Annotated in this window: 15 protein-coding genes; 6 read left to right on the top strand and 9 right to left on the bottom strand. The window is 56.4% G+C overall.

All coding sequences use genetic code 11. The annotated features are described in order from the left end of the window. Positions 1–20 precede the first annotated feature (20 nt). From GC121_RS03165 to GC121_RS03145, 5 genes are read left to right on the top strand one after another with little or no spacing between them, the layout of a single operon-like run. The gene (locus tag GC121_RS03165) at positions 21–1,583 is read left to right on the top strand and encodes a class I SAM-dependent DNA methyltransferase (RefSeq protein ID WP_151972723.1); all 1,563 of its coding nucleotides are present in this window, start codon (positions 21–23) and stop codon (positions 1,581–1,583) included. Between the two features lie 17 nt (positions 1,584–1,600). After that, on the top strand, positions 1,601–2,854 hold the full coding sequence (locus GC121_RS03160) for a restriction endonuclease subunit S (protein WP_199857723.1): 1,254 nt from the start codon (positions 1,601–1,603) through the stop codon (positions 2,852–2,854). Beyond that, positions 2,851–3,243 (top strand): hypothetical protein, encoded by a 393-nt coding sequence (locus tag GC121_RS03155; RefSeq protein ID WP_151972721.1) that lies wholly within the window; start codon positions 2,851–2,853, stop codon positions 3,241–3,243. Before GC121_RS03160 ends, GC121_RS03155 begins: the two co-directional genes overlap by 4 nt. A 20-nt stretch (positions 3,244–3,263) precedes the next feature. Continuing rightward, entirely contained in the window at positions 3,264–5,027 is a 1,764-nt protein-coding gene (locus tag GC121_RS03150) for a DUF262 domain-containing protein (RefSeq protein ID WP_151972720.1), read from the top strand. Further along, positions 5,027–8,233 (top strand): type I restriction endonuclease subunit R, encoded by a 3,207-nt coding sequence (locus GC121_RS03145; RefSeq protein ID WP_151972719.1) that lies wholly within the window; start codon positions 5,027–5,029, stop codon positions 8,231–8,233. The genes GC121_RS03150 and GC121_RS03145 overlap by 1 nt, the downstream gene beginning before the upstream one ends. 38 nt (positions 8,234–8,271) lie before the next feature. Here GC121_RS03145 and GC121_RS03140 read toward each other — a convergent pair whose 3' ends face one another. From GC121_RS03140 to GC121_RS03120, 5 genes are all read right to left on the bottom strand, one after another. Then, complete coding sequence (locus GC121_RS03140) at positions 8,272–8,886, bottom strand: hypothetical protein (RefSeq protein WP_151972718.1); 615 nt, start codon at positions 8,884–8,886, stop codon at positions 8,272–8,274. 12 nt (positions 8,887–8,898) lie between these two features. After that, positions 8,899–9,609, bottom strand: a complete 711-nt coding sequence (locus tag GC121_RS03135) for a PD-(D/E)XK nuclease family protein (protein ID WP_151972717.1) — start codon at positions 9,607–9,609, stop codon at positions 8,899–8,901. Between the two features lie 70 nt (positions 9,610–9,679). Further along, positions 9,680–10,981 (bottom strand): type II toxin-antitoxin system HipA family toxin, encoded by a 1,302-nt coding sequence (locus GC121_RS03130; RefSeq protein ID WP_151972716.1) that lies wholly within the window; start codon positions 10,979–10,981, stop codon positions 9,680–9,682. Beyond that, positions 10,978–11,337, bottom strand: a complete 360-nt coding sequence (locus GC121_RS03125) for a helix-turn-helix domain-containing protein (protein WP_151972715.1) — start codon at positions 11,335–11,337, stop codon at positions 10,978–10,980. Before GC121_RS03125 ends, GC121_RS03130 begins: the two co-directional genes overlap by 4 nt. Before the next feature lie 399 nt (positions 11,338–11,736). Continuing rightward, positions 11,737–12,108: a thermonuclease family protein gene (locus tag GC121_RS03120; protein ID WP_151972714.1), complete on the bottom strand. Its 372-nt coding sequence runs from the start codon at positions 12,106–12,108 to the stop codon at positions 11,737–11,739. A gap of 220 nt (positions 12,109–12,328) precedes the next feature. Here GC121_RS03120 and GC121_RS15200 point away from each other — a divergent pair, with 220 nt between their 5' ends. Beyond that, positions 12,329–12,496 carry a hypothetical protein gene (locus GC121_RS15200; protein WP_199857722.1) on the top strand — a complete coding sequence of 56 codons (168 nt, stop codon included), beginning with the start codon at positions 12,329–12,331 and terminating at the stop codon, positions 12,494–12,496. A gap of 159 nt (positions 12,497–12,655) precedes the next feature. Here GC121_RS15200 and GC121_RS03115 read toward each other — a convergent pair whose 3' ends face one another. The 4 genes from GC121_RS03115 to GC121_RS03100 all read right to left on the bottom strand — a co-directional run bounded on the left by GC121_RS03115 (position 12,656) and on the right by GC121_RS03100 (position 23,791). Next, positions 12,656–13,453 carry a hypothetical protein gene (locus tag GC121_RS03115; protein WP_151972713.1) on the bottom strand — a complete coding sequence of 266 codons (798 nt, stop codon included), beginning with the start codon at positions 13,451–13,453 and terminating at the stop codon, positions 12,656–12,658. A gap of 353 nt (positions 13,454–13,806) precedes the next feature. Next, positions 13,807–15,021, bottom strand: coding sequence for a hypothetical protein (locus GC121_RS03110; protein WP_151972712.1), 1,215 nt, complete (start codon positions 15,019–15,021; stop codon positions 13,807–13,809). A gap of 623 nt (positions 15,022–15,644) precedes the next feature. Next, positions 15,645–23,048 (bottom strand): putative Ig domain-containing protein, encoded by a 7,404-nt coding sequence (locus tag GC121_RS15195; RefSeq protein ID WP_199857721.1) that lies wholly within the window; start codon positions 23,046–23,048, stop codon positions 15,645–15,647. Continuing rightward, entirely contained in the window at positions 23,045–23,791 is a 747-nt protein-coding gene (locus tag GC121_RS03100) for a hypothetical protein (protein WP_151972711.1), read from the bottom strand. Before GC121_RS03100 ends, GC121_RS15195 begins: the two co-directional genes overlap by 4 nt. Between the last annotated feature and the right edge of the window lie 3 nt (positions 23,792–23,794).

Below are 23,794 nucleotides of genomic sequence, written 5' to 3'. Positions count from 1 at the left end.
TGGAATTCGGATGATCAGAAATGAGTAAAGGCGGCACCAAAAAAGCAACGGCCGGTGGAACGGGTGGCGATCTTGGTTTCGAGGCCGAGCTGTTCAAGGCGGCGGACAAGATCCGCGCCAATATGGAGCCGTCGGACTACAAGCACGTCGTCCTCGGCCTGATCTTCCTCAAGCATATTTCCGATGGCTTCATGGCGAAGCGCGCCGAGCTCGAAAAAGAGTATCCGGACGGCGTCGAGGACGAGGACGAATACCGGGCCGACAACGTGTTCTGGGTGCCGAAGCCCGCACGCTGGGCGCACCTGCAAGCGAGCGCCAAACAGCCCGGTATCGGTAAGCTGATCGATGAGGCAATGCTCGAGATCGAGAAGGTGAACCCTTCGCTCAAGGGGGTGCTGCCGAAGGACTACGCCCGCCCAGCGCTTAATCCGGTGATGCTGGGTGAGCTGATTGACCTCATCTCCGGCATCGGCTTCAAGTCCGACGTGGGGAAGAGCCGCGATGTGCTCGGCCGCGTCTACGAATACTTCCTCGGCCAGTTCGCCGGGGCCGAAGGCAAGCGCGGGGGCGAGTTCTACACGCCGCGATCGGTCGTGCGCACCATGGTCGAGATGCTGCAACCGCATGATGGCCGCGTTTACGATCCGTGCTGCGGATCGGGCGGTATGTTCGTGCAGTCCGAAAAGTTCGTCGAGAACCACGGCGGGCGCATCGGCGACATCGCCGTATATGGTCAGGAATCGAACCACACGACCTGGCGGCTCTGCATGATGAACCTTGCGGTGCGCGGTATCGATGCGGACATCCGCTGGAACAGCGACGGCAGTTTTCACCGGGACGAATTGCCGGACCTGCGCGCCGATTACGTTCTTGCCAATCCGCCGTTCAACGTGTCGGATTGGGGCGGCAACCGGCTGCGTGAGGACGGCCGCTGGAAGTTCGGCATTCCGCCTGCGGGCAATGCGAACTTCGCCTGGCTGCAACACATCCTGCACCATCTGGCACCGGCGGGCACAGCAGGAGTGGTGTTGGCCAACGGGTCAATGTCTTCCACGCAGAGCGGCGAAGGCGAGATCCGGCAGGCGATGGTCGATGGCGATGTGATCGAATGCATGATCGCCATGCCTGGCCAGCTGTTCTATTCGACGCAGATCCCGGTGTGCCTGTGGTTCCTTGCCAAGGACAAGTCGAACGGACTGGTCGGCGATGCCAAGCTGCGCGACCGGCGCGGCGAGATTCTGTTCATCGACGCACGCAAGCTCGGCCACATGGTCGACCGCACCCGGCGCGAGTTTTCGGACGAGGACATCGCGAGGATCACCGACACTTATCATGCCTGGCGCGAAGGCAAGGATTATGAGGACGTGCCGGGCTTTGCCTATTCGGCGAGCCACGAAGAAGTGGCGAAGCACGGCTATGTGCTGACGCCGGGGCGCTACGTTGGCGCGGAAGAGGCCGAAGATGACGGTGTGCCATTCACCGAGAAGTTTGCAGCGTTGCAAGTGACCTTGGACAAGGAATTCGATGAAGGGGAACGGCTAACGAAGCTGATCAGGGGCAAGCTTGCGTCGGTTTTGATATGATGGCTGGGTGGGAAATAATGACCCTGCGCGAAGCGGGTGTCACACTGATAGATTGTGTCCATGCTACCCCCGCTGCTGTCGAAAGCGGCTATCCTTATATTGGCATTCCACAGATGAAGGATGGTCGATTAGACTTCGACGACGCTCGAAAAATATCGGACGCGGACTTCATAAAGTGGACGGTCAAAACAAAGCCGCAGATGCACGATATCGTGCTTTCTCGCAGAACGAACCCCGGCGTTATAGCGCCTGTCCGTGATGACACGCCTTTCGCTCTCGGTCAGAATCTGGTGCTCCTGCGCGCAAGCGGTGAACGTGTCTCTCCCGGTTTTCTACGCTGGCTGGCATCAAGTCCCCTCTGGTGGGATCAAATTGCCAAGTTCATCAATGTGGGCGCAGTATTCGATAGCTTGCGCTGTGCAGACGTTCCGAATTTTGAGTTGCCGGTGCCGCCAATTGCCGACCAAGAAGCAATCTCTGGGCTGCTCTCCGCCCTCGACGACAAGATCGAGTTGAACCGGCGGATGAACGAGACGCTGGAGGCGCAGGCGCGGGTGCTGTTCCGCGACTGGTTCGTCGATTTCGGCCCGGTGAAGGCCAAGATGGCTGGCGACACCCCCTATCTGGCGCCGGACGTCTGGTCCCTCTTTCCCATCCGCCTCGACGACGACGGCGTGCCGGAGGGGTGGAAGCGCAGCACTATTGGCGCCAGTTTCAACCTAACGATGGGTCAATCCCCCCCAGGCGATACTTACAACGATGACGGTGAGGGCTTGCCGTTCTTCCAAGGGCGAACCGACTTCGGCTTCCGGTATCCTGAAAATCGAAAGTATTGCGATGCGCCGAAGCGCGTTGCTGAGGCAGAAGACACCTTGGTCAGCGTGCGTGCGCCAGTCGGCGATATCAATTTGGCATGGGAAAAAAGTTGTGTGGGCCGAGGGGTCGCCGCAGTGCGACATAAGTCGGGATCGGCGAGCTTCACGTATTATTCCGCCGCAGCCCTTCGTTCGGAACTGGAAATCTATCAGCATACCGGGACGGTATTTGGCGCGATCAATAAGAAGCAGTTTGAAGCACTAAAAACAGTCGAGCCTGACATGGCCGTGCTCAAGGCCTTCGATGAGCTGGTAGGCCCAATCGATCAAAAAGTTCGAACCAACGAACTTGAGTGCCGAACTCTGACGCGCACCCGCGACCTCCTCCTGCCCAAGCTAATGTCCGGCGAAATCCGCGTCGGCGATATGGCTAGCAAAGAGTTTTCCGCTGCATGAGCGACGATCTGGACTCGGCACTCCGGAAAGCAGCGTGGCGGTTCTCCGATTCCCGTATCCAGGCGCTCGCGCGCAAGGTGATCACCGCCATGCAGCGTATGCCGGCAAGCGGCATTTTCGGAGACGACTACCGATTCAAGTCGGTCTGGGATGAGTATTGCCGAGAGGTGCAGGAAGGCCCGCACCCGATGCTGGAAGCGGCGTTCGACCAAACCGTCGATCCAATGATAGCATGGCAGGTCGACCGGCTGGAACAGTCCGAACGCCAGCTCCTAGAAATGGCGCTTGCCGAAGGCGCAAAAGAGTGGGGCGACATTGCAATGGCTGTCCGTAAATCTTTGCAAGGGATTGCGATTGATCGCGATTTGAGCAAGTTCGCAACCTATTGATTACGCAGCAGGAGGTGCGCGTGAGTGAATTGAAGACCTGTTTCAAGCGCGTCGACTACGACCTTTCCAGCCTGCTGCACTTTATCGACGTGGGCGATATCGGCCTGCCTGATATCCAGCGCCCGTTCGTTTGGAAAAACGCGAAGGTCCGCGATCTTTTTGATTCCATGTATCGGGGTTTCCCTGTGGGATATCTGCTGTTCTGGGAAAACACCGCAATGAACGGTGCCAAGCAGATCGGCATGGACGACAAACAGCGCGAGGCGCCAGCACGTCTTATTGTTGATGGTCAGCAGCGCCTGACTTCACTCTACGCTGTATTCCGTGGGCAGAAGGTGTTGGATGAGAACTACGCCTTCCGTCAGATTGAAATCGCCTTCCGGCCCCGCGACGGAAAATTCGAGGTGGCCGACGCAGCCATTCGCCGCGATCCAGAGTGGATCCCCAATATCTCTGAGTTGTGGTCATCTGGGGCTTCAAGCCGGAAGCTGGTGAACAGCTTCATTGATAAGCTTGCTGACAAATCCGAGCTCAGCGACGAGGAAGAGGAGCATATCGCTCACAATCTTGATAGACTGTTCGATCTGCAGAAGTATCCGTTCACGGCCCTAGAAATTGCTCAGTCGGTCGACGAGGAGCAGGTCGCGGACATCTTTGTCCGGATCAACAGCGAAGGTGTGAAGCTCAACCAAGCCGACTTTATTCTGACTTTACTATCGGTATTCTGGGACAAAGGTCGCGCCGACCTTGAGACGTTCTGTCGGAAAGCCCGTGTGCCGGCAAAGGGCTCGGACACGTCCCCGTTCAATCATTTTCTTGAACCCGATCCCGACCAACTTCTGCGTGTTGCCGTAGCACTAGCTTTCAACCGCGGTCGTTTGAAGAGCGTGTATCAGGTCCTTCGTGGCAAGGATCCGGACACCGGAGAGTATGATCCCCAGCGCAGGCAAGACCAGTTCGATGTGCTCTCCGAAGCACAGGCGCACGTCCTGAACCTCAATAACTGGCACCAGTATTTCAAAGCGCTAGTGGGCGCGGGCTTCCGCAGCGGAGAGCTTGTTTCTTCGGTCAATGCGCTCCTGTTCGGCTATGCCTTCTACCTCATCGGCAAGGTGCGCTTCGGATTACCGGAATATAAACTCCAGAAGGCCATTGGCCGATGGTTCTTCTTTTCCTCCTTGACCGGGCGCTACACCAGCTCCCCGGAGACAGTCATGGACGGCGACCTTGCGCGCATTCGCGAGATCGGCACAGGCGATGCTTTCATGCATTGGCTGGGCGGAGAGATTACGAGCGAACTGACGAACGATTATTGGCAAATTACCCTGCCATCCGAGTTCGACAGTTCCTCAGCGCGCAACCCGCAACTGTTTGCGTTCTTCGCTGCGCAGAACAGACTGGGTGCGCCCGTGCTGTTCTCGCACAAGACCGTGGCAGACATGCTCGATCCGACGGTGAAAGCGACCAAGAAAGCGCTCGAACGCCACCATCTTTTCCCCAAGGCGTGGTTGGAAAAGCAAGGGGTCGAAGACCAACGTTCACGCAATCAGATGGCGAACTACGCCTTGGTGGAATGGCCTGACAACATTGATATAAGTGATAGGGCGCCGTCGGACTACGTTCCGGAATTGCAAACACGGTTTAGCGATAGTGATTGGCAGACAATGCACCGTCTGCATGCTTTGCCCGACGCATGGCAGGCCATGCCCTATGATGAGTTTCTTGGTGAGCGGCGCAAGCGCATGGCGCAGATCGTTCGCGAAGGTTTCGAGAAGCTCGGTTGATGGGCAAGCTCGCCGAATCTCATGTTGAGGAAGCGGCCCTCGAGTGGCTAGGCGAGATCGGCTGGGAAATTGCTTACGGAATCGAAGTGGCGCCTGACAGTGCCAAGCCGATCCGGCCCTCGTTTGGCGACACAATCCTGGTCGATCGGTTGCGCGAGACAATTGATCGCCTCAATCCGACTTTGTCGTCTGATGCACGCGACGAGGCTCTTCGTCGTGTCTTGGCGAGCGAAACGCCGTCACTAGTTGAGGAGAACCGGCGTCTCCATCGTCTGCTTGTCGAAGGCGTGCCTGTGGAATTCCATGATGGTGAAGGCGTGCGGGGCGATAGAGTAAGGCTCCTTTCGTTCGAGGACCTGGACGGAGAGAATGATTGGCTCGCGGTCAATCAGTTTACCGTCATCGAGGACGGTCATACCCGTCGACCCGACGTTGTGTTGTTCGTCAACGGTCTGCCTCTAGCCGTGATCGAATTGAAGAATCCCGGCGACGAGAACGCGACCCTGCATGGGGCATTCAACCAACTTCAGACATATAAGTCGCAAATCCCATCACTGTTTCGCTCCAATGCGCTGCTCGTAACGTCTGACGGCATAAAGGCGCGCGTCGGATCTCTGACCGCAGACGAAGAGCGGTTCATGCCGTGGCGCTCGACCGACGGCGAAACTCTCGCCCCTACCAGTGATCCGCAGCTCGAAACCGTCCTCAAAGGTGTGTTCTGCCGCCGCGCGCTTTTGCAGCTGGTTCGCGATTTTACCGTCTTTGGAGAAACAGGCTCCGGGACTGTGAAAATCGTGGCGGGATATCATCAGTATTTCGCGGCACAGAATGCGCTGGACGCTACCCTTCGCGCTCTACCCTACGCCGCGACGACAGGTGAACGGCGCCACCTGCCTGATCAATCCGTCTATTGTTTGGATGATGGACCCGAAGCAAGGGACGGCGATAGGCGCATCGGTGTTATTTGGCATACGCAAGGCTCAGGCAAGAGCCTGCTTATGGCATTTTACGCCGGATTGTTGGTCCGAGAGCCAGCGCTTGAGAACCCGACTATCGTGGTCATCACCGACCGGAACGATCTCGACGATCAACTCTTCGGGACATTCTCAATGTGTCGCGATCTCATTCGGCAAGCACCGATCCAGGCTGACAGCCGAGACGACTTGCGCGAGAAACTCGACCGAGCTGCGGGCGGTGTGATCTTCACGACCATTCAGAAATTCGCTCCCGCCGAGGGTGACGAGCTTCCGGTTATCAGCGATCGGCAAAATGTGATCGTGATTGCCGATGAGGCGCATCGCTCTCAATATGGCTTCAAGGCTCGCATTGACAAGAAATCAGGTGAACGCAGTTACGGTCATGCAAAGTACCTTAGGGATGCGCTGCCAAACGCGTCCTTCATCGGCTTTACAGGAACGCCGATTGAGCAGAACGACGTGAATACTCCCGCTGTGTTTGGCGGCTATGTCGACATCTATGATATCAGCCAGGCGGTCGAGGATGGTGCGACGGTCCCCATCTACTACGAGAGCCGCCTTGCTCGTATCGAATTACCCGAAGACGAAATTCCTCAGCTCGACGAGGAAATCGAGGAGCTCACCGAGGACGAGGACACGGCCAGCCAAGAGAAGCTGAAGGCACGCTGGGCTGCCGTAGAGCGCTTGGTTGGTTCGAAAGAACGCCTCAAGATGATTGCAGCCGATCAGGTCGAGCACCTTGAGAGGCGTCTCGAAGCTCTGGATGGTAAGGCGATGGCGGTCTGCATGAGCAGGCGCATCTGTGTCGCTCTTTACGATGAAATTGTTGCGCTTCGACCCGAGTGGCATTCCGGCGATGACAAGGAAGGGGTGGTCAAGGTCGTCATGACCGGGAGCGCGTCAGATCCCCAGGAATGGCAAGCGCACATTGGCGGCAAAGCGAGGCGCGATGAACTGGCCAAACGAGCCAAAGCACCCGACGATCCGCTCAAACTCGTGATCGTTCGAGATATGTGGCTAACCGGCTTTGACGCTCCGTCGATGCACACGATGTATATCGACAAGCCAATGCAGGGGCATGGTCTGATGCAGGCTATTGCTAGGGTCAACCGGGTGTTCCGCGACAAGGAAGCGGGGCTCATAGTTGACTACATCGGCATCGCTCAGAATTTGAAAGCGGCGCTCGGTGTTTACTCGCCCTCGGATCGCGAACAGACGGGTATCGACGAAAAACTCGCGGTTCGAGTGATGCTCGAGAAGTTCGATGTCGTCCAAGCGATGTTTAGAGGCTTCGACTCCGATCTAGGTATCGCCGGCACACCAGCACAACGCTTGAAGTGTCTGGCGCAGGCCATCGAGTGGATCCTTGCCCGGCAACACGAAGACGCTCAGCATCAAACGAGCGACGATGCGAAAAGGGCTGCACATCGCCGCTATCAGGATGCAGTTCTGAGCTTGAGCAAGGCTTTCGCCTTGGCTTCTGCGAGCGATGAAGCGAAATCCATTCGCGACCAGGTGGCGTTTTATCAGACAGTCAGAGCGGCGTTGGTGAAGAGCGCCAGCAGCGGTCTCTCCAAGCGCGAGCGAGAGTTCGCTGTCCAGCAGCTCATCGACCGTTCCGTGGTGTCCACAGACATTGTCGACATCCTCAAAGCTGCCGGTATGGAGACACCCGATGTCTCGATCCTGTCAGATGAGTTTCTGGCAGAAATGAAGGGTAGTGAGCGCCCAAACCTTGCCCTCGAAGCCTTGAAGAAGCTCCTCGCCGACAAAATCCGTTCCCGCTCCGAAACCCATGCGGTCGAAAGCCGCAAGTATTCAGAGCGATTGAATGATGCGATCGCCCGCTATCATACGAACGCAATCAGCACTGTGGAAGTGATCCAAGCTCTTATTGAGCTCGCGAAGGACATTCGCGAGAAAATTGAGCAGGGCAACGCAGACGGCCTTAGCCAGGAAGAAATGGCCTTCTACGAGGCGTTGGCGGACAACGAAAGTGCCGTTGATGTAATGGGCAATGACAGCCTCAAAGTGATCGCTGCCGAATTGGTGCGCAGCCTCCGCTCGAATGCAACCGTGGACTGGGCCCGGCGAGAATCAGCACGTGCTCGGATGCGCGTCCTCGTGAAGCGTATCCTGCGTAAGTATGGGTATCCGCCCGACCTGCAAGACGACGCTGTGAAGACCGTGATTGAACAGGCTGAGCTGCTTGCTGCGAGCTGGCGATAGCGTAGCTATCGTTGACGGAAACAACACTGATCTCCGTATCAGCGCACCCTTCTAATCGCTGCGACGAGCTCATCGAAGCTCGACCGCTTATTCGCTATTCTATCGATTGCCCAGCCAAAGGGTTGCAGAGCTTCGTCGAATTCATCCACAGCGAATGCTTCTGCTAGCTTGTCTTTCTCAATTGAAATGAGAGCTGCAAGTTCTCCTTTCTTTGGGTCGCACAAGAAGCCGCCTTCAACGAGCTGGTCAATGACTTTCGTTTCGGTACGAAGCAGCGCTTTCCAGTCGCGCGGACCAAGTGCATTGGTATTTAGGCGGAGGCGAACTCCGGCTCCTGCAAAGCCGCAGAAGGCACCAATCCAAGTGTCCGCTTCCTTCCCATCGAGACAATTTGTTTCCTTGAATTCAACGTAAAGGTCGTAACTTTCTTCATCGTTATCCGCAGTTCGCCATTCGCTTGGCGCAAACCAGATTCCTTCGTTGAGGTCACGATTGACCTCGCCGTCCCAATCGAGGGCTCGCCTGCGATCATCCACCAGATCGGCGAGGGCGTTGCCGAGCGACTGGCTCATCGGCCCTCTCGAGTAGCGGAGAGCTGCTTCCAGCTCCTCAATGTGCCGAACGATCAGTTTACCAACAGAAGTTTCGCTCATGATCTCCAAATCCTAGAAAATTTGCACATGATCGCCAAAACTAACGATAAGTTGCTCGGCGAATGAGCGGTGTTGCAACCTACTTGGGGCTGATGCTCTCGCGGCGCGCGCAATCTCCCTCCAGGTTATGGAAGGTGTCAGAGGATTCGGGCTTGCGAACGGGGCAAGCAGGAAAACGTGCGACTGCTTGCCCGTCATTGATGCACGGCGATTCATGGAGGCCGAATATCTCTCCAGCTGTTGGTATCCGAGCGTTGCGTCGATCTTTACTTCGATGCCGACGAGATGATTTTGGGACTCGATGACCAGGTCCACGCGATCAGAGATATCTCCGATCGGGCTGAACTCGGTTTCGACCCGGTAACCCTCGGCGAGTTCTTTGCTCCATTCTTCGCTCGGCAATGCCGTATTCAGAACATTTGCCAAGAAGCGCATTGAAGCTGCCCCGCCAAACTCAGGGAGCCATATTCCGGCGAGAGCAGCAGCATTTCTGACTTCGTCGCGCTTGAGTCCTGCAATCGACCATGGATTGACAAGCCCACCCTCGTCTATCGCTTGGGAAAGGCCGGTTCGGAGTTCCCCAAATGCACTCTCAAGGTTTGTGAGGTGGTAAGTCTGCTTGGGCGCGCGCGGCAGCCCGCCGCGTACCAAGGGGCGCAAGGCCAGAAACGCTTCCTGCAGTCTTGCGATTTCCGGAAGCTTGATCTGACGATGCTGTGTCATCGCATTCTTCTGCCTGCACAGATGGCCGAAGTCGACTTTATTTCAACGATTTCCATGAAATTCGATCCTGTTACCGAATGTTCGAACGAAGGCCGAGCATCGCCCTTTGCGCCATTTCATTCGGCACTCCCGCTACATCGCAGTGCTTTTCCCAGTTGCCGATGGCCTCTTTGATCTCTTCGATCATGGCTTTGATCTCGCCTGTTTTTAGGTCTGCGAATTTTCCGAAAGTCAGTAGGTCCTCGAGCTCGAAGCCATCGGTCTTCCCGGCTAGTGACATCTGGTGCTCGCTGGTCCACTCGCCATCAGGGTTGTAGGCGTATACGACATCGAATGCGGGCGAGAGGCTCCATCTGCCTGAGCTGTCCATGAGGAATGCAATGTTCTTGGTGTGGTCGTCCTGGTTGCGAATGAAGACATTGAACAGCGCGCGGCGCACCTGCTCCTTGATCGCTTCGCGTCCGAGACCGAGCATGCGGATGGTTTCGATCGCCTGTTCGTAGCTGTAGGCGCGGGCAAGGTTGAAATCGAAATGCCGCATTGCGCACAGCGATTGCATATGGAGCTTCTTGCCGTCTGGCGTGCGATCGAAGCGCTGGGTCATGAAATGCGCCCTCCCACCTTCTTCGTGCAAGCGCGAGCGGGCCATAGTGACACCGGCTTCTTTGGCTAGCAGATAGCAGGCGTATTCGAGGCGGCCGAACCCCATCGGGTCGGCGAGTTCCTTGTCGGAATTGCCCGACACGCCGTCGAATTTGACCAGCCATTGCGTGTAGCCGGGCCCTGCAGTCAGCTGCCCTGAATGGAATTCTCCGGTTGCCTCGTTCCAGGCGAGGACGGCCTTGGCCCGAGCGCCGCCGGCAGAGGTTCCGACGCGCAGGATCTCCTGGAGTGCGCGCTGATCATCCTCTCCCTTGAGCACACCGGCGAGTTCTTCACGCGCAGCAATGACCCTGTTCGCCAGATCGACAAGCGGAGCGATATCGACCGGCCGACCCTGTTCACGCCGCTCACCGGTAGCAGGCTCGAATTCGAGCGCGCCCATGCCTCGGCGACCGGTATAGCAAAGGCGCTCGACCGGATCGAAGCTGTCGGCTGTGCGGCCCTGCTCGGCAAGCCAACGGTTGATCAGGGCGTTACCAAACTTGTCGGGCAGGCTGTCGGCCAGCATGCCCGGAAGCCCTTTGAAGGTCTCGTAATTCAGCGCGGGAAAGTCGTAGACGCCACTTCGCAGGGGCATTGTGAGCGGGGCGACTTCGATACCGCTGCGGCTGAATTCCGGAGTGTATTCGAAAACCCCGACATCGCGATCCTCATCCCACAGGACGGCGCCGATCTGACGGCCCCAGAGATTGACTACGGCACGCGTCATGGGGCCTCGTCACCCCAGCTCCATTCCTCGCCAGCCTCACCTTCAGAAGACTTGCGCACCCTTTGCCGCGCCTTGCCGGTGTCGGACCGGGGATCGAGCGGGCTCAGCTTGGCGTCCGGCATGACATCCAGAAGGCGGTCTTCAATTTCAAGTGCACGCATTATCCTGACAAGGCTATCGATGGTTCCGCCATTGCCGGCTTCCAAGCGTGCGAGCGTTGAACGCGAGATGCCAGCCATTTCCGCAAGCTCGGCCTGCTTGAGATTGCGTGATATGCGATATGCTTCGATCTGTTTTCCGAGGTCGGATAACAACACCGAGAGAGGCTGTAGACTTTTTGAATCATAATGTGGCATTATCGAAACATTATCTGCAAATTGACTCTTTGTGTATCGATTTTGCGTCCTTACACGGGGCAGGTTAATGTGTCAACATCGAGTCGTAAAGGCGCAATCGGCCTATAATGTATCAACTATGGTGCTTTATAGGGCGGGTTAATTCCAAGGGAAATGGAAAGGTCGGGCGACAAGTCAGACAGGGACGGCCTGCTATCGATCACCCGTGCTAACTTCGAAAGCCGGATGACTGCCTATAGCCGGGGCAACAGCCTGGCTTGTGCGCGGCGGAAATGGCTACTTCTCCGCTGCGCACCAATTTTCGAAGGGCTCATCCTCCTTCCAAGCCAATCGCTGAGAGACTTGAGGCAAATTGCGCCCTTCAACGCGTTGAAGCTTCCTCAACCGCCGAGTAACACGTCAGCACCAGGTTTCGCGACGACCGCTCCACGTTCTGGCAAGACCTTCCCTCACCAGCTGGTCGCCAATCGAACCGCGAGAGTTGGTCACGACTGCGAGCGTTCGTCCGTATCGGTCTTCGCCATCACGATGAATGCGATAGGGTTCTGCGTTCAGGAGTTCGACCAGACGGTCTCTTGCTCTGATGGCAAGACGGCTTTCGCTCGCGCACTGGCCTTCCAGTTCAGGCGTGTCGATATCCATGATCCGCATGCGTTCCCGTTCGACGATGAAGCTGTCTCCATCGTGGACACAGGTTATCCGAACACCGCTTTCAGGACAAACCCCGATGGGCGGCGTCCAGGCCACCAAAGCTGCGAGAATGATGGTCATAAGGCTGCGAAGACAAATGGTGCAGCAACGAGCGCGAGTATGCCAAGGCCATAAAGAGCCAGTTCAGCGTAGGGATGGATTGAGCCATCATCCTCTTTGTCCTGCCAGTCCCTAAGCATCACTCACATCCTGCACCGTCACCACCTTGCTTTGGCATTCTAGCATGGCCGGGGTCGCTTCTGTAGTCCCGTGATGTGCCCGATGCACGCACATGACGGCAGTGGCGACAAAAAGGCACGATGTCGGAGAAGCGGCGAACGAGGGCGAAACAAGCGGGTCAATGCTCAGCCGCTGGCCCGGCATTTTCGTCTACAGTCACCGCTGCATCTGCCGTCGCTTTGTCGGCTTCAAAGTCTACGAAGTCGTCATTCCACTGGCGGATGCCTAGATCCCTAAAGATCCGGTTATGCTCGGCAGCGTGCTCATGCTTCAACGTGAGACGTATCGTCATGGAGCGCGCTGCCGAGGAAGGAAACGCCGATACCGGGTGCAATAAGGGGACTGCCGCCGAAATGCTTTTCAGCTGGCTGCGGACTTCGTGACGCTGTTACTCTACTTCAACCTCCGCCATGTCAGGCATGACCTCGCCTGATGTGTCCTCTTCGTCGATTGGCGGAGTGACCACGGCTGCACGAATGTTTGCCTGACCTGCCGCTCTGTTTTGTGCATCAGCAATGGCAGCATCGCGCATCTGGCGCGCTTGCATCACGCGTGCTGAAGGTGTGAGGTTTCGGTCGGTGTATTGATGGTATGTCCGCCAATCGGCATCGGCTTCGCTGATTTGGCGTGACTCGTTTTCGATATCGCTGGCCAGAACATCAATCTCGATGCCGTTTTCGAGAGTCACCGTGAGCTCGCGCCCTGCCGGAATGGTTGCGCTCTCTCCCGTGATGAAACCCGCAAATACACCTGCGACGAGCACGCCGCCAAGGGTTTCGAGTGTGGCACCTTCACCTTCCTGCCGGAATGTCCCGTTCACATTGATACGCTGGTTATGGACTATGATATGCTCGATCTCGATATCCATTTTGCCAGACCGCCCGAAAGCACCTCGGCTCGAGAGTTCGGTTATGCGGCCCTGGGCCGGCGAGCCTGCTGGAATAACGATGTACTGGCCAAGCATGATGTCGTGCGCCACGACCAGATCGAACGTGTCGCCTTGCTCCCAAGTATCTCGGCTGGTGGTGACCGTATCAACCATTCGCAGCGGGATCTGGGTCCCCGCTGGCAGGATTGCATTGCCCTGCGGTCCGTCTGCCACGCGCAGCGGTATGTTCTGAACCTCCTGTGCCATTACTGGCGATGAAATTGCCACAACAATGGCAGCGGCCACTGCCAGCTTCATGTCACTTCCCCTGTTAGCCCTGGGTCTTGATGCGTCGAAAGGAAAACAAAATCTAGCAAAAACAGCGGATCAGGACTCTAACGAGCAAGCCGTTCCCTTTCCTGCCTTGTTGAGGGCGAACGTTGTGACAGTCTTGCGCCCTAATGTCTGCCATTCATCCCCGCGTAGTTTCCGCTTGGGAGCGGTCACAGTTGCAAAACCGGGCAGATGGCGGCTTTCTGGGACAAAACCACCATCCCAGAGTGATGGGTTTAACGACAGCTCTTGTCTGGAGCGGACTCCGAGCGTTCGTCTGACCGGCATCGCATGGCCAAAACGATTAACTGATTACGGGATGACGGTGTCGCTCACAATTAGCGGTCAGTCATCCCCGATTTTGACTTACTCGGCAGGACCGGTTCAATCTTGCCAAGTGCGGTGTCGGTGGCGCCTGTCAACTGATAGACCTGCCAACCCAAGCCCTTGATATCCTCGGTTAAGGTGAACTGGGTAACCACCGTTTGAAAACGGCACTCGCTGCTCGAAAAGTAGTCAAGATAGAACCCGAACCCGGCGTCATCGATACAAAGATTCGGTCGCTCGACGATAAGCAGTGCCGGGGCAACCGATGCGACACTCGTCATGTGCGCGATTGCGAACTCCATAATGACCCGCCCCTGTTCGCCTCCCGATAGCGCAGCGAAGGGCACCTCGGAGCCATCTTGAAGTCTGCATTGTAGGGTTTCCCGCATCTCGCCCTCATCGTCGGTCTCTCGTTCGAAACGCGCTGAGCGCAGGTAAAGCGTTGTGCTGTCGATCAGTTCGGCAAGCGAACGGACGCTGATGTCGTCTAGATGAAAGAGCTTCATCATATTAGCGAGATCGTCTTCCGCAGAGTGGTCGTAGCGCTTTGTGAGGGCGGTTACAGCGATGCGATGATGGTTGAACGCCACTTGACGAGCATCCAGGTTAAATCGGACAGCGCCATTACCCGTCTCGATTTCCAATCGATGCTCGCCGGGGGCATCGAAGAGCAGTGCGTAGTGAAGCTGGCGGGGTTCCAACCATCGCCGCAAGCGGCGTGGGCTGTCGAGAACCGACAGCCAGTCGAGCAGCGCTGTCTTGCCGCTCTTATTTCCGCCAACTAGAAACGTGGTCTTGCCGAACTCGATCGTCGTTGGTTCGAAACGCGGCGAGGCCAGCAAGGTTAATGAACGCACGAAGCCAAAAGCGGCGGCGCGTCCGCTATGTTCATAGGCGATACGATAATCGTGTAGCGCCTTCCAGCTCTTGAGCACCGCGACCGGATACCGTTCACCGCTATTCTTGTCGATCAGATCGGCGTGATGGCCGCACATCCATATACCATTGGTGATTGCCTTTAGCTCTTCCGGGGTCAGTAAACCCTGTCCGCGGGGGCCATATTCGGATGCGGCATAGATGTGCGCGGCCTTTCCGCTATTCTCGATCTTGTCGGCTTGTACACCGGGGCCAATTGTCAAGCGGTTGCAACCGGGAAAGGCGCAGCGATAGGCAGCTCTCTGCCCGAGCTTGAGCCGGGTCGTTGGCGTGAATGATTCGCGTGCCATACTTCTTCCTGACGCCTCGCTAAACAAAAGCAGCCACCAAAACAGCGCAAATAAATTATCAGATTTCAACCGCCACCGGCGATGATCTCGTCGACACCAAAACGTCGGCTTTCGAAGTCACGACATCCGACATCAGACTGACCGATAACGGCCCATTTGCCGCCGGTTTGGAATGCGCCCTAAACTCAGCCATTTGTAATTACCTGCAGTGACCCTAAAAGCCGCAATTCTTCGGCCGCGAGTTGCATTCACCTGTTTCACCTGGCGAGGGCGCAAGGATCGAGCAAAGCATTCTTATGATCTGGGAAAAAATCAGCCCGGCCACCTCCCAAGTAGACTACGCCTAGGTCAAACGGTTATCGCCTTCACTTGAATATCTAATTCGCGCCGGGTCGCTATCTGTTTGCCCAAGCCAATTTCCGGAACTCTTCGAGCCAAAGCAGAAGCAAAACTGCGCCCGCCTCGTGCCGTTGTCAATTGAACAGAGGTTGGAGTTAGTGAAGCTGCATGCTGCATGCTGCATACTGCGAGCATTGAGCCCGCAGCGCGCAGAAACAATTGACGTCAGTCGACCAGCAATCTTTCGCTGAGTAACGCGATCCAAAAATTCGAACTCGCTGTGATCAGGTGATTTGGACGCTCTCGACAACAAACCATTCAAGGTGCTGCTGTCTCCCAAAGAGGGCGACTCCCAAGTCGTGTGTTTGATCATAGGGGGAGCCTGTGTCGGACCAAGGATTGGAAGCGACGAAACTGGAACGATCAAAGCGATCATCCTCGATTTGCAGAGATTCCATTTGGTCGAAAAGGTTCTGTGTCTCACCAATGTCCAAATCGAGCTCGGCTAGACGTGGCGCAATATACTCATCCTGGATGAAATTGCGGAACACGTCATCTCGCGCACCCCTTCCTTGCATTCGCTCGATCCTGTTCTCAAATGGATCAATCGAGAATTGCGATCTCCCTGGTGCCGAAAAATAGCTCAGGGCAGCGTCATAGAGCATCCCCTCAGTACCATCTGACCGCACGAAACTGCCTTCGTTTACCACGACTACATCACCAAATCCGTAGGCTGACTCCACAGCACTACCGGATAGATTGATAGCTGCGATATCCGCATCGGCCAGACTGAGAATCTCGTCAGCTTCGGCACGTCCATTGCCATTGCGATCGTTCCATAAGTTGAACTCAGAGAAACGCTCATCGGCAGCGTCAAGAACGCCATCTTTGTTGGAATCGAACGCGGCGAGCCCTTCAAGATCAGTTTTAGCTCCGGGGTGATCATCGATGAACGACATTTCGGAACCGCCGCTGAAAGTCCCGTCTCCATCACGATCAAGGAACAAAAATGCGTCGGTTGCACCAATCCAACTTGTGTCATCGGCGCGGCCATCCCCGTCGAGATCAATCCGTGCATGGCTTTCACGGCTAGAAAGCGTGGTGATTCCATCACCGCCGATGTCGACTATTATCGGCGAAACCAATGACACGGTTTCACCATTCTTGAAGGACAGCTTCTCGATGCTCTCAAGCTTGTCGGTGCCATCGTCGCCATCTGCGTGCGGACTCTCGTCGGTCACGTAGACAGCACCACCAGATACCACGATCGAGTAACTTGACCTAGCACCGAAGTAGTATGCCGTATCGAAGCCGCCATTGCCGATCAGTTCGTCATCGCCAGCATTGCCCCAAATCATGTCGTTGCCCGACAGACCTTGGATCTTGTCATTGCCCGAACCACCGGCAAGCGAGTCATCGAGCTGGCCACCCTTGATATGGTCATGACCTCCGGCACCAAAAATCTGGTTTTCCGCCCTGTGATTACCGAAAAGCCTGTCATCATCTGAGGTGCCTTGCGACCACCCCTGATAGAGGCTGTCAATGCGCAATGAAACGGAGGCGGTCGCCAATTCCTGCCCGTCCGATACGGTATAGGAGAAAGCGTCAAGCCCGACAAAATCAGCTCCGGCGGAATAAACCAGGTTTCCGTTACCATCGATAGTGACTGTTCCGAATCCACCGTCACTCACGGCTACGATGGTCAACGGGTCTCCATCGGGGTCACTGTCATTTTGCAGCAAATCGCTCGCAAGAATGACCAGACTCCGGGCTTGGAGTCCGATGAACATGCCATCGTCATTGACCAGTGGCGGCGAATTGGACGAGATGACGGAGAGCGTGAAGCCGGTCGAAGCGGAAAGGGATCCGTCGCTTGCGTTAACGGCGATGTCGAACAATCCGCTCACGCCGCCGGGGACCTCACCGGCGAAAGCCAATCCGTCGAATGAAAGCCAATCTGGCAGGGCCGAACCATCGGCGAGCGAGGCGGTAAGCGTCAGCCCATCACCATCGACATCGACGAATGTACCGGGCGGGATCGTCCAATCGACCAAATCGCCCGTGGCAATTTCGCGTCCGGGAAGCGCGCCAACGGCTTCAGGCGCGTCATTCACGGCAATGATGCGCAGATCAAGCGGCGCATCGACATGCAACGAGCCATCAGAAGCTCGCAGGAGGAGTTGGAGTTCACCGTTGAAATTGTCCGGCGCCTGACCCGATAGGTTCAGGCCGTCGAAGGCTAGCCAGTCGGGTAAGTCGGATCCGTCCGCGCCCAACAGGCTGAAGGACAACGGATCTCCATCCGGATCGGAGAAGAGATTGGTTGCAATTGCTATTGCGAAAGGCTCGTCTTCCAGCGCCTCTATCGCCGGAACACTACCGGACACTACAGGACCTGCGTTGCCTCCCACGATGCCTACGTTGAAAAGGCTCGAAACGCTGTCGAAACCATCGCTAGCGATGAGTGCGAGGGAAAGGTCTTCGCTGCCCACTGCAGGCGCAGTCCCCGAAAGCGTGAGACCATCGAACGTCAGCCAATCCGGCAGATCGCTGCCATCCTGCTGCAGGACCGTATACTCGATAAGGTCAGCGTCAGCATCGAACACGAAATCTGCAGGCACAGCATACTCGATCATTTCACCCGCATCGACAGTAATGGACGGGATCATGCCCTGGAATACCGGTAACGTGTTGCCGCCACCGCCGTAGGTTATGATCATGACGTCGCTGGCGGAGCCCACATTGTCGCTTGCGGTGATCCGCAGGGAGTAATGGCCGCTTTCGCCTGCCGGCGGGCGGATCGAGAGGCCACCGCTTGAAAAAATGCTTATCCAGCTCGGCGCATCGCGGCCGTCGGCAAGTGAGACCGAATAGGACGGTCGGGTGCCATCCGGATCAAGGAAGTAGCCCGCAATGCCGATGAAAATGCCGCTTCCTGCAATATCGTAGTCGGGGATTTCACCGACGAGGCGCGGAGCATCCGGAACATTCTCGACCACGAAGGTGACGGGCACGTCGATTGCGCCGGCCGATCCTGTTGCAGTAATGACGAGATTGAGCGAACCGAAGAAATCGGCAGGCGGGGTGCCGATGAACTGACCATCGGTGAAACTCAACCAGTTCGGAAGTGCCCTGCCGGTAGACAGACTTGCGGTGAAACGAATTTCCCCGCCATACGGATCAACTATGCTGTCGACAGGGAATGGGAGCGCGAAAGGCGCATCCTCCTGAGTAATGAATTCTCCAACCGGACCGAGTACTACCGGCTTTTCCAACAACAAGAATTGATTTTCACCGGTCTCTTGTAGGAACTGTATGCGCTCGATGCCATAAAGAACATCGGTGCCTTCTCCGGTCGTTCCGATTGCCGAAATCTGTACGCGGCCACCGCCGATGAAGGTGACCTCATAATCGGCACGTGTTCCTGCATAGACAGCGGTGTCCCCGTTGCCTCCCGCCTCAGACTGATCAGATCCTCCACTCAAGTAGTCGTCACCCGCACCGCCGCGCAGGGTGTCGTCGCCCGCGTTGCCAAACAGCTCGTCATCCCCGTCATCGCCGGAAATCGTATCGTCACCGCCGAGACCGAAGATCCGGTCGTTGCCACCAGCGCCCGAAAGTGTGTCGTCGCTGTCGGTTCGCCCGCGCATGAGATTGGCCTGCGCGTTCCCAGTTCCGGACGTTGCTTCGCCTGCGAGGTAAAGGTTTTCGACATTGGCGGCCAAGGTGTAGTCGACATGCGCGATGACAGTGTCCTCGCCTTCGCCTTCCAGTTCCACGACATTGTCTCCGGCATCGTCGACCACGTAACGGTCCTCGCCTGTTCCACCACGCATGTCGTCTGCGCCGGAACCGCCGTCGAGGCTGTCATCACCCGAACCCCCATTGATTACGTCATCTCCCGAGCCGCCTGAAAGAATATCGTTTCCGCCATTTCCGTCGATGATATCGTTGCCACCGAGACCATTGATCGTGTCGCGCCCGCTTCCTCCTTCCAGAACATCATCACCCGGCGTCCCATCCAATCGAATGCCGCGCACCGGGAATTCACCGGCAACAAGCTGGTCGATCGAGTAGGATGTGTCGTCGGAAATTGAATAAACGGATTCGAAACCGATCAGCGTGCTTTTGCCGATAATCCCCCAGCGATCCCTTACGGTGATCACCCCATCAACCACGCTCAGCACGTAATCGGTGAGATCACCGAACAATTCGAACGTATCGAAGCCCTCTCCCGCATCGATCGTTCTGTCACCGCGTTCGTACGAATAGGTGTCGTTGGTTGCAGGCTCGACTGCGGCTGCGGATGCGACTGACGCTGCAGCGTCGGTACCGTCGCCTGCCATTGCCGCTTGCGGCACCGCAGAGAGAGCGGAAATACCGCCGGTAGCTGCAGCGAAATCGCTCTGCGCTCTGAAGTATTCGCTCGAAATCGTACCGAACCGGATCTGGTTCGCGAATAGCGAATTGGGTGATCCATTGGTGGAGTAGATCGGGATACCCTCGATGCCAAAGCCGAACGCCGTGACGGAAGAATCGGCCGGGTTGCCGGCTTCGAGCGCCGCAGTGGTTCCGATCGCCCTGCCAAAGGCGCTCATGTTCTCTATCACGATACTGTCACCGCCACCCGGGAAAGTGATCAGTAGTGTGCCAGTATATCTCGCAAGGTAGAACGGCCCGTCCTGGTACATTGAGGGATCGAACTCGTCGATCGGGATTAGTCCTTCCGACCCCTGACCGAAGAGTTCGACCGAAGTCTGCTGGAAGGTGAAACGCATGTCACGAGCAGCAACGCCGCTAACGTTCAGCCTGAAGCCGCCCTCCTGGGCGATTGCCACGTCAGACAGGACGATATGATCCCTGCCATCACCGGGAACGAAGAAGCCTCCACCAGGCCCGCTGGAGGTCTGGCCGCCGAAATAGTTGTACGTGAAGCCGCGAGATGCGATCCAAGTTGAACCGTCGAATTCCTGCTCCCAATCCTGCGGGTTGTCCGTCGACAGATAAACATAGTCGTTGCCGGATCCGCCCGACACCGCGACGGACATCGGATAACCGAGGTCGTTTTCCACCACGCCGACAACAATGAAATCGTGTCCAGTACCGCCTTCTATGCGGGTGGGGTCCGGTGTGTTGCCGGCAAGCAAATCCGGTATGGTCGCGTAAGCTCGCGATAACTCGTCCGCGATGATGAGATCTGCGCCATTGCTTCCGCGTAAGGTATGCGAACTGCCAGTGCCGGCGATGATGATATCATTACCGTTGCCACCAGTGATGTTGTCGTCACCGGCACCGCCCATCAAAATGCCGTCACCCGGCGTAAAGCCCAACGAAATGGTATCGTCGCCTTCACCGCCGAAGATGATTTTATCATCATCGCTCAGGTCGGTGATACTGTCATCGAAATCGGTACCGCTGATTGTAGTGCCAAATCCGATGAGGTCGATCTGACCGTCAGACGCCTGCGCGCTCCTTAAAGCACCGCCGTCCTTGTCTATAACGAGATTGATCCCGTCTTCCAGCTTGCCAAATTGTAAGATATTGCCTCTCTGCCCACCATTCCCATCGATGGTCAGCTTGATGCCCTCGGACACAATGCCGTCGAACAATAAGCGATCGTCAAACTCTGTCAGTTCAACGTGCTCTATGGAATACAAGTAATCTCGACCGCTAAACCCGCCATCGACTTTGATTTCCACTGCCTTCGCCTGGCCGCTGAAGGTCAGGGTTACGGACTGGATCTGATCGGCATAGGTTACAAAGTCGATATCATCGTCAGATTGGGATTTTTCGCCCTCTTCTCCGCCCCAGATGTAGTCCACACCAGCGCCACCGATAAAGAAGTCGGAGCCACTTCCGCCGATCAGAGTGTCACTGGCGTCGCTACCGATGAGCATATCGTTTCCGCCACCGCCGTTTAGAGAATTGGCGCTACCGGTGGCATAAATCAGCTCGACATTATCGCTGTAGACGTAATTTGTAGTCACACTGCCCACAATTGAGAACACGACACCATCGGAATCGGGATCATAATAAGACGCTCCCTGCGTCGCAGAGATCCGGACAATATCTATATCGTCTGCCAGCCCGGGGCCCAGCAGGCCCGCTGGGTTGCCTTCTCCATACTTCTGCTCTCGATACCATCTGGCAGCGAGCAAATAGGCGGAAGTCCGGCCGCTATCCGGGAGAAGGCTCTCAATAAGGTTTTGCCGTCCCAGAATGTTTGCAGTCGTTCCGTCAGCGAGCTTCCACCGCTCTTCTGAAAGATGAATATCCAGTGCCCCGTTATCAAAGTCGAGCACACCTGCAAGCTTAGCTGAATCGGGGCTACCATTCAGTCCAAGAGCCTTGTTGACCGATGTGAAACCGGCAAATTGCGCAACCAGCTTTCCGATTTCTTCGCGGGCGTCCGCATCAACCGTCGCGGTGAATGTGCTCGACCCCAGAGCCTTGCCCAGATCATCGGCATCGTTGAACAGTGCGCGAATGCCGACATCACCAAACGGCTTCTCGCCAGTGTCGATCAGAGAATAGGCTATGATCGTCGACATCTGAGAACCCGCATCGGCTGCCCCCGTGTTGGCGCCCAACCCCAAATGAGCTCCGAGTTCGGCGTCACTGGCGTGCGGCAAAACGTAACGGATACTTTGCTCCCATTCCGTGCCGCCATTCTCATTCTTGGACCACTGCTCCTGCCCAAACAGCATCAACGTCAGTGTGCTCATACTGTGCAACGCGACGGAATCGCCAAGCCCGTCCGAGGGCAGCCCCCGATTGCTTACATCGATCACATTATCGCGATCACCAATCAGCGCATTGCTGGCACCTTCTATAAGTTGTTGGAGCGCCAGCGCGCTCAGCGGGCCGACGTCAAGCAGTGCAGCACCGCCAACGATCTGCAGGTTGGTTATGAGTGAAGCAATTTCACCTTGGAGATAGTACCCTCCAACCTGCTCAAATATCGGCTCGCGAATGTTGATATTTGAGGAGAGCCTGTCGTAGAACTCCTGCCACGTCCGGTCGTTGCCGGGAATAAGCTCGCCGAGAATGATCTCGCCTGCCGCAGCCAGGGCATCTTCCAGCGTCTGCACGTCAGCAAAGAACTCTTCAATAGTGGCCGCCAGGGCATCACTGAAGACTTGCCGAAAGGTATATGCCCCAAAGGGAACGGGATCGAACGTTACCGCGTCAGCATATGTGCGCGCGCTCACATATCCTGCAAGAGCCCCGCCCAACGAGTGGCCAGTCAGCGTAATGTTTGAGGGGTAAACGTAAACACCGGTATCACGAAACTCGAGCCCGGTGACGTTTTTATAGAACTCCTCCGCCAAACTGGCATGGGCACCAGTTCCCAGCCCCGTGAATATCGTCCAACCTTGGCCAAAATCCTGAGCAAAGAAGTCGGCCACTTCTCCAATTGTAGAAAAAAGGCCACCGCCACCTGTCGGAAAGTTCGTGCCGCGATACGAAATGATCGTCTCGCCATTCCAATTATAGGCGATGGCGTAGAAGCCTGCGGCTTGGGCTTGATCAGTAATATCCTGTCGAACGATCTGTGCTGTCCCTATGAAACGACCTAGCTCGTTCTGTCCTGCGGCGGAGTCGCCAGATGTTGTGACCACATTTTGACCATATCCGCGGTTGTAGGAGTCCAAGGCCAGAAGTGAGAGAAATACTTCCCTGATCATTGTAAAATTCCCTTACTGAATGCGCCTTGCGATAGATCGTTCGCTAATCTGTTCTCAGCGTCGATTGAATTAAGCCGCTGACCGTCAAGCATCTTGTCGTAAAATTCCGGCAGCCACCCCAACCGTTCCTCAATACCTGTAGTAACGGGATCGTCGGTGATCTGGACGGTTATGCGATGGAGGGCGTATCCCTCGCCGAAGGTAGCGGCCAGATTATCAGGATCGATCTCCATGACGCTGGTGGGATCGGAAATGTCGCCAAATGTGACCAGCATGGGATAGGCAGACCGCTCGGGCAGGATTGCATTTGCGGGCCAGTTGCGCGGCAATCTCTGCACACCGTCCATGCGAGGGAGCTCTGCATAGACCTGTTCCCAGCTGAGGTTACGCCCCCGCATGATGGCCATGGGCACCACTCGCGCCGGCCATTCTACGTCATTGTTGGAGCGCAACAGAGCAAAAAGCGTGCTTCCGTCTGGCATGTCAACAGCAACAGCTTCCCCGCGCACTTTCCAGCTGACGGCGCTTCCCGCCGGATTTGATCCCGGGCGCACGATTTCTGTCTCGACCTCGATAACGCTCGAACCCGAGCGCAACCCATCGGGTGTTTCGACCTCAACAGTCAGGCGGTAACGATAATCATCGGTTTCTTCTGTGCACCCCGCGAACGTGAGCGGCACGCACACAAACAGCGCCAGAGCGCCGCCTAAGCCACGCCATCTGGTAAACGCCCAATTTGCCATTAC

Origin of the sequence: Erythrobacter sp. EC-HK427 (assembly GCF_902498745.1) — a bacterium.
Taxonomy (GTDB): Bacteria; Pseudomonadota; Alphaproteobacteria; order Sphingomonadales; family Sphingomonadaceae; genus Alteraurantiacibacter.
This window is presented reverse-complemented; position numbering and strand designations above follow the sequence as displayed.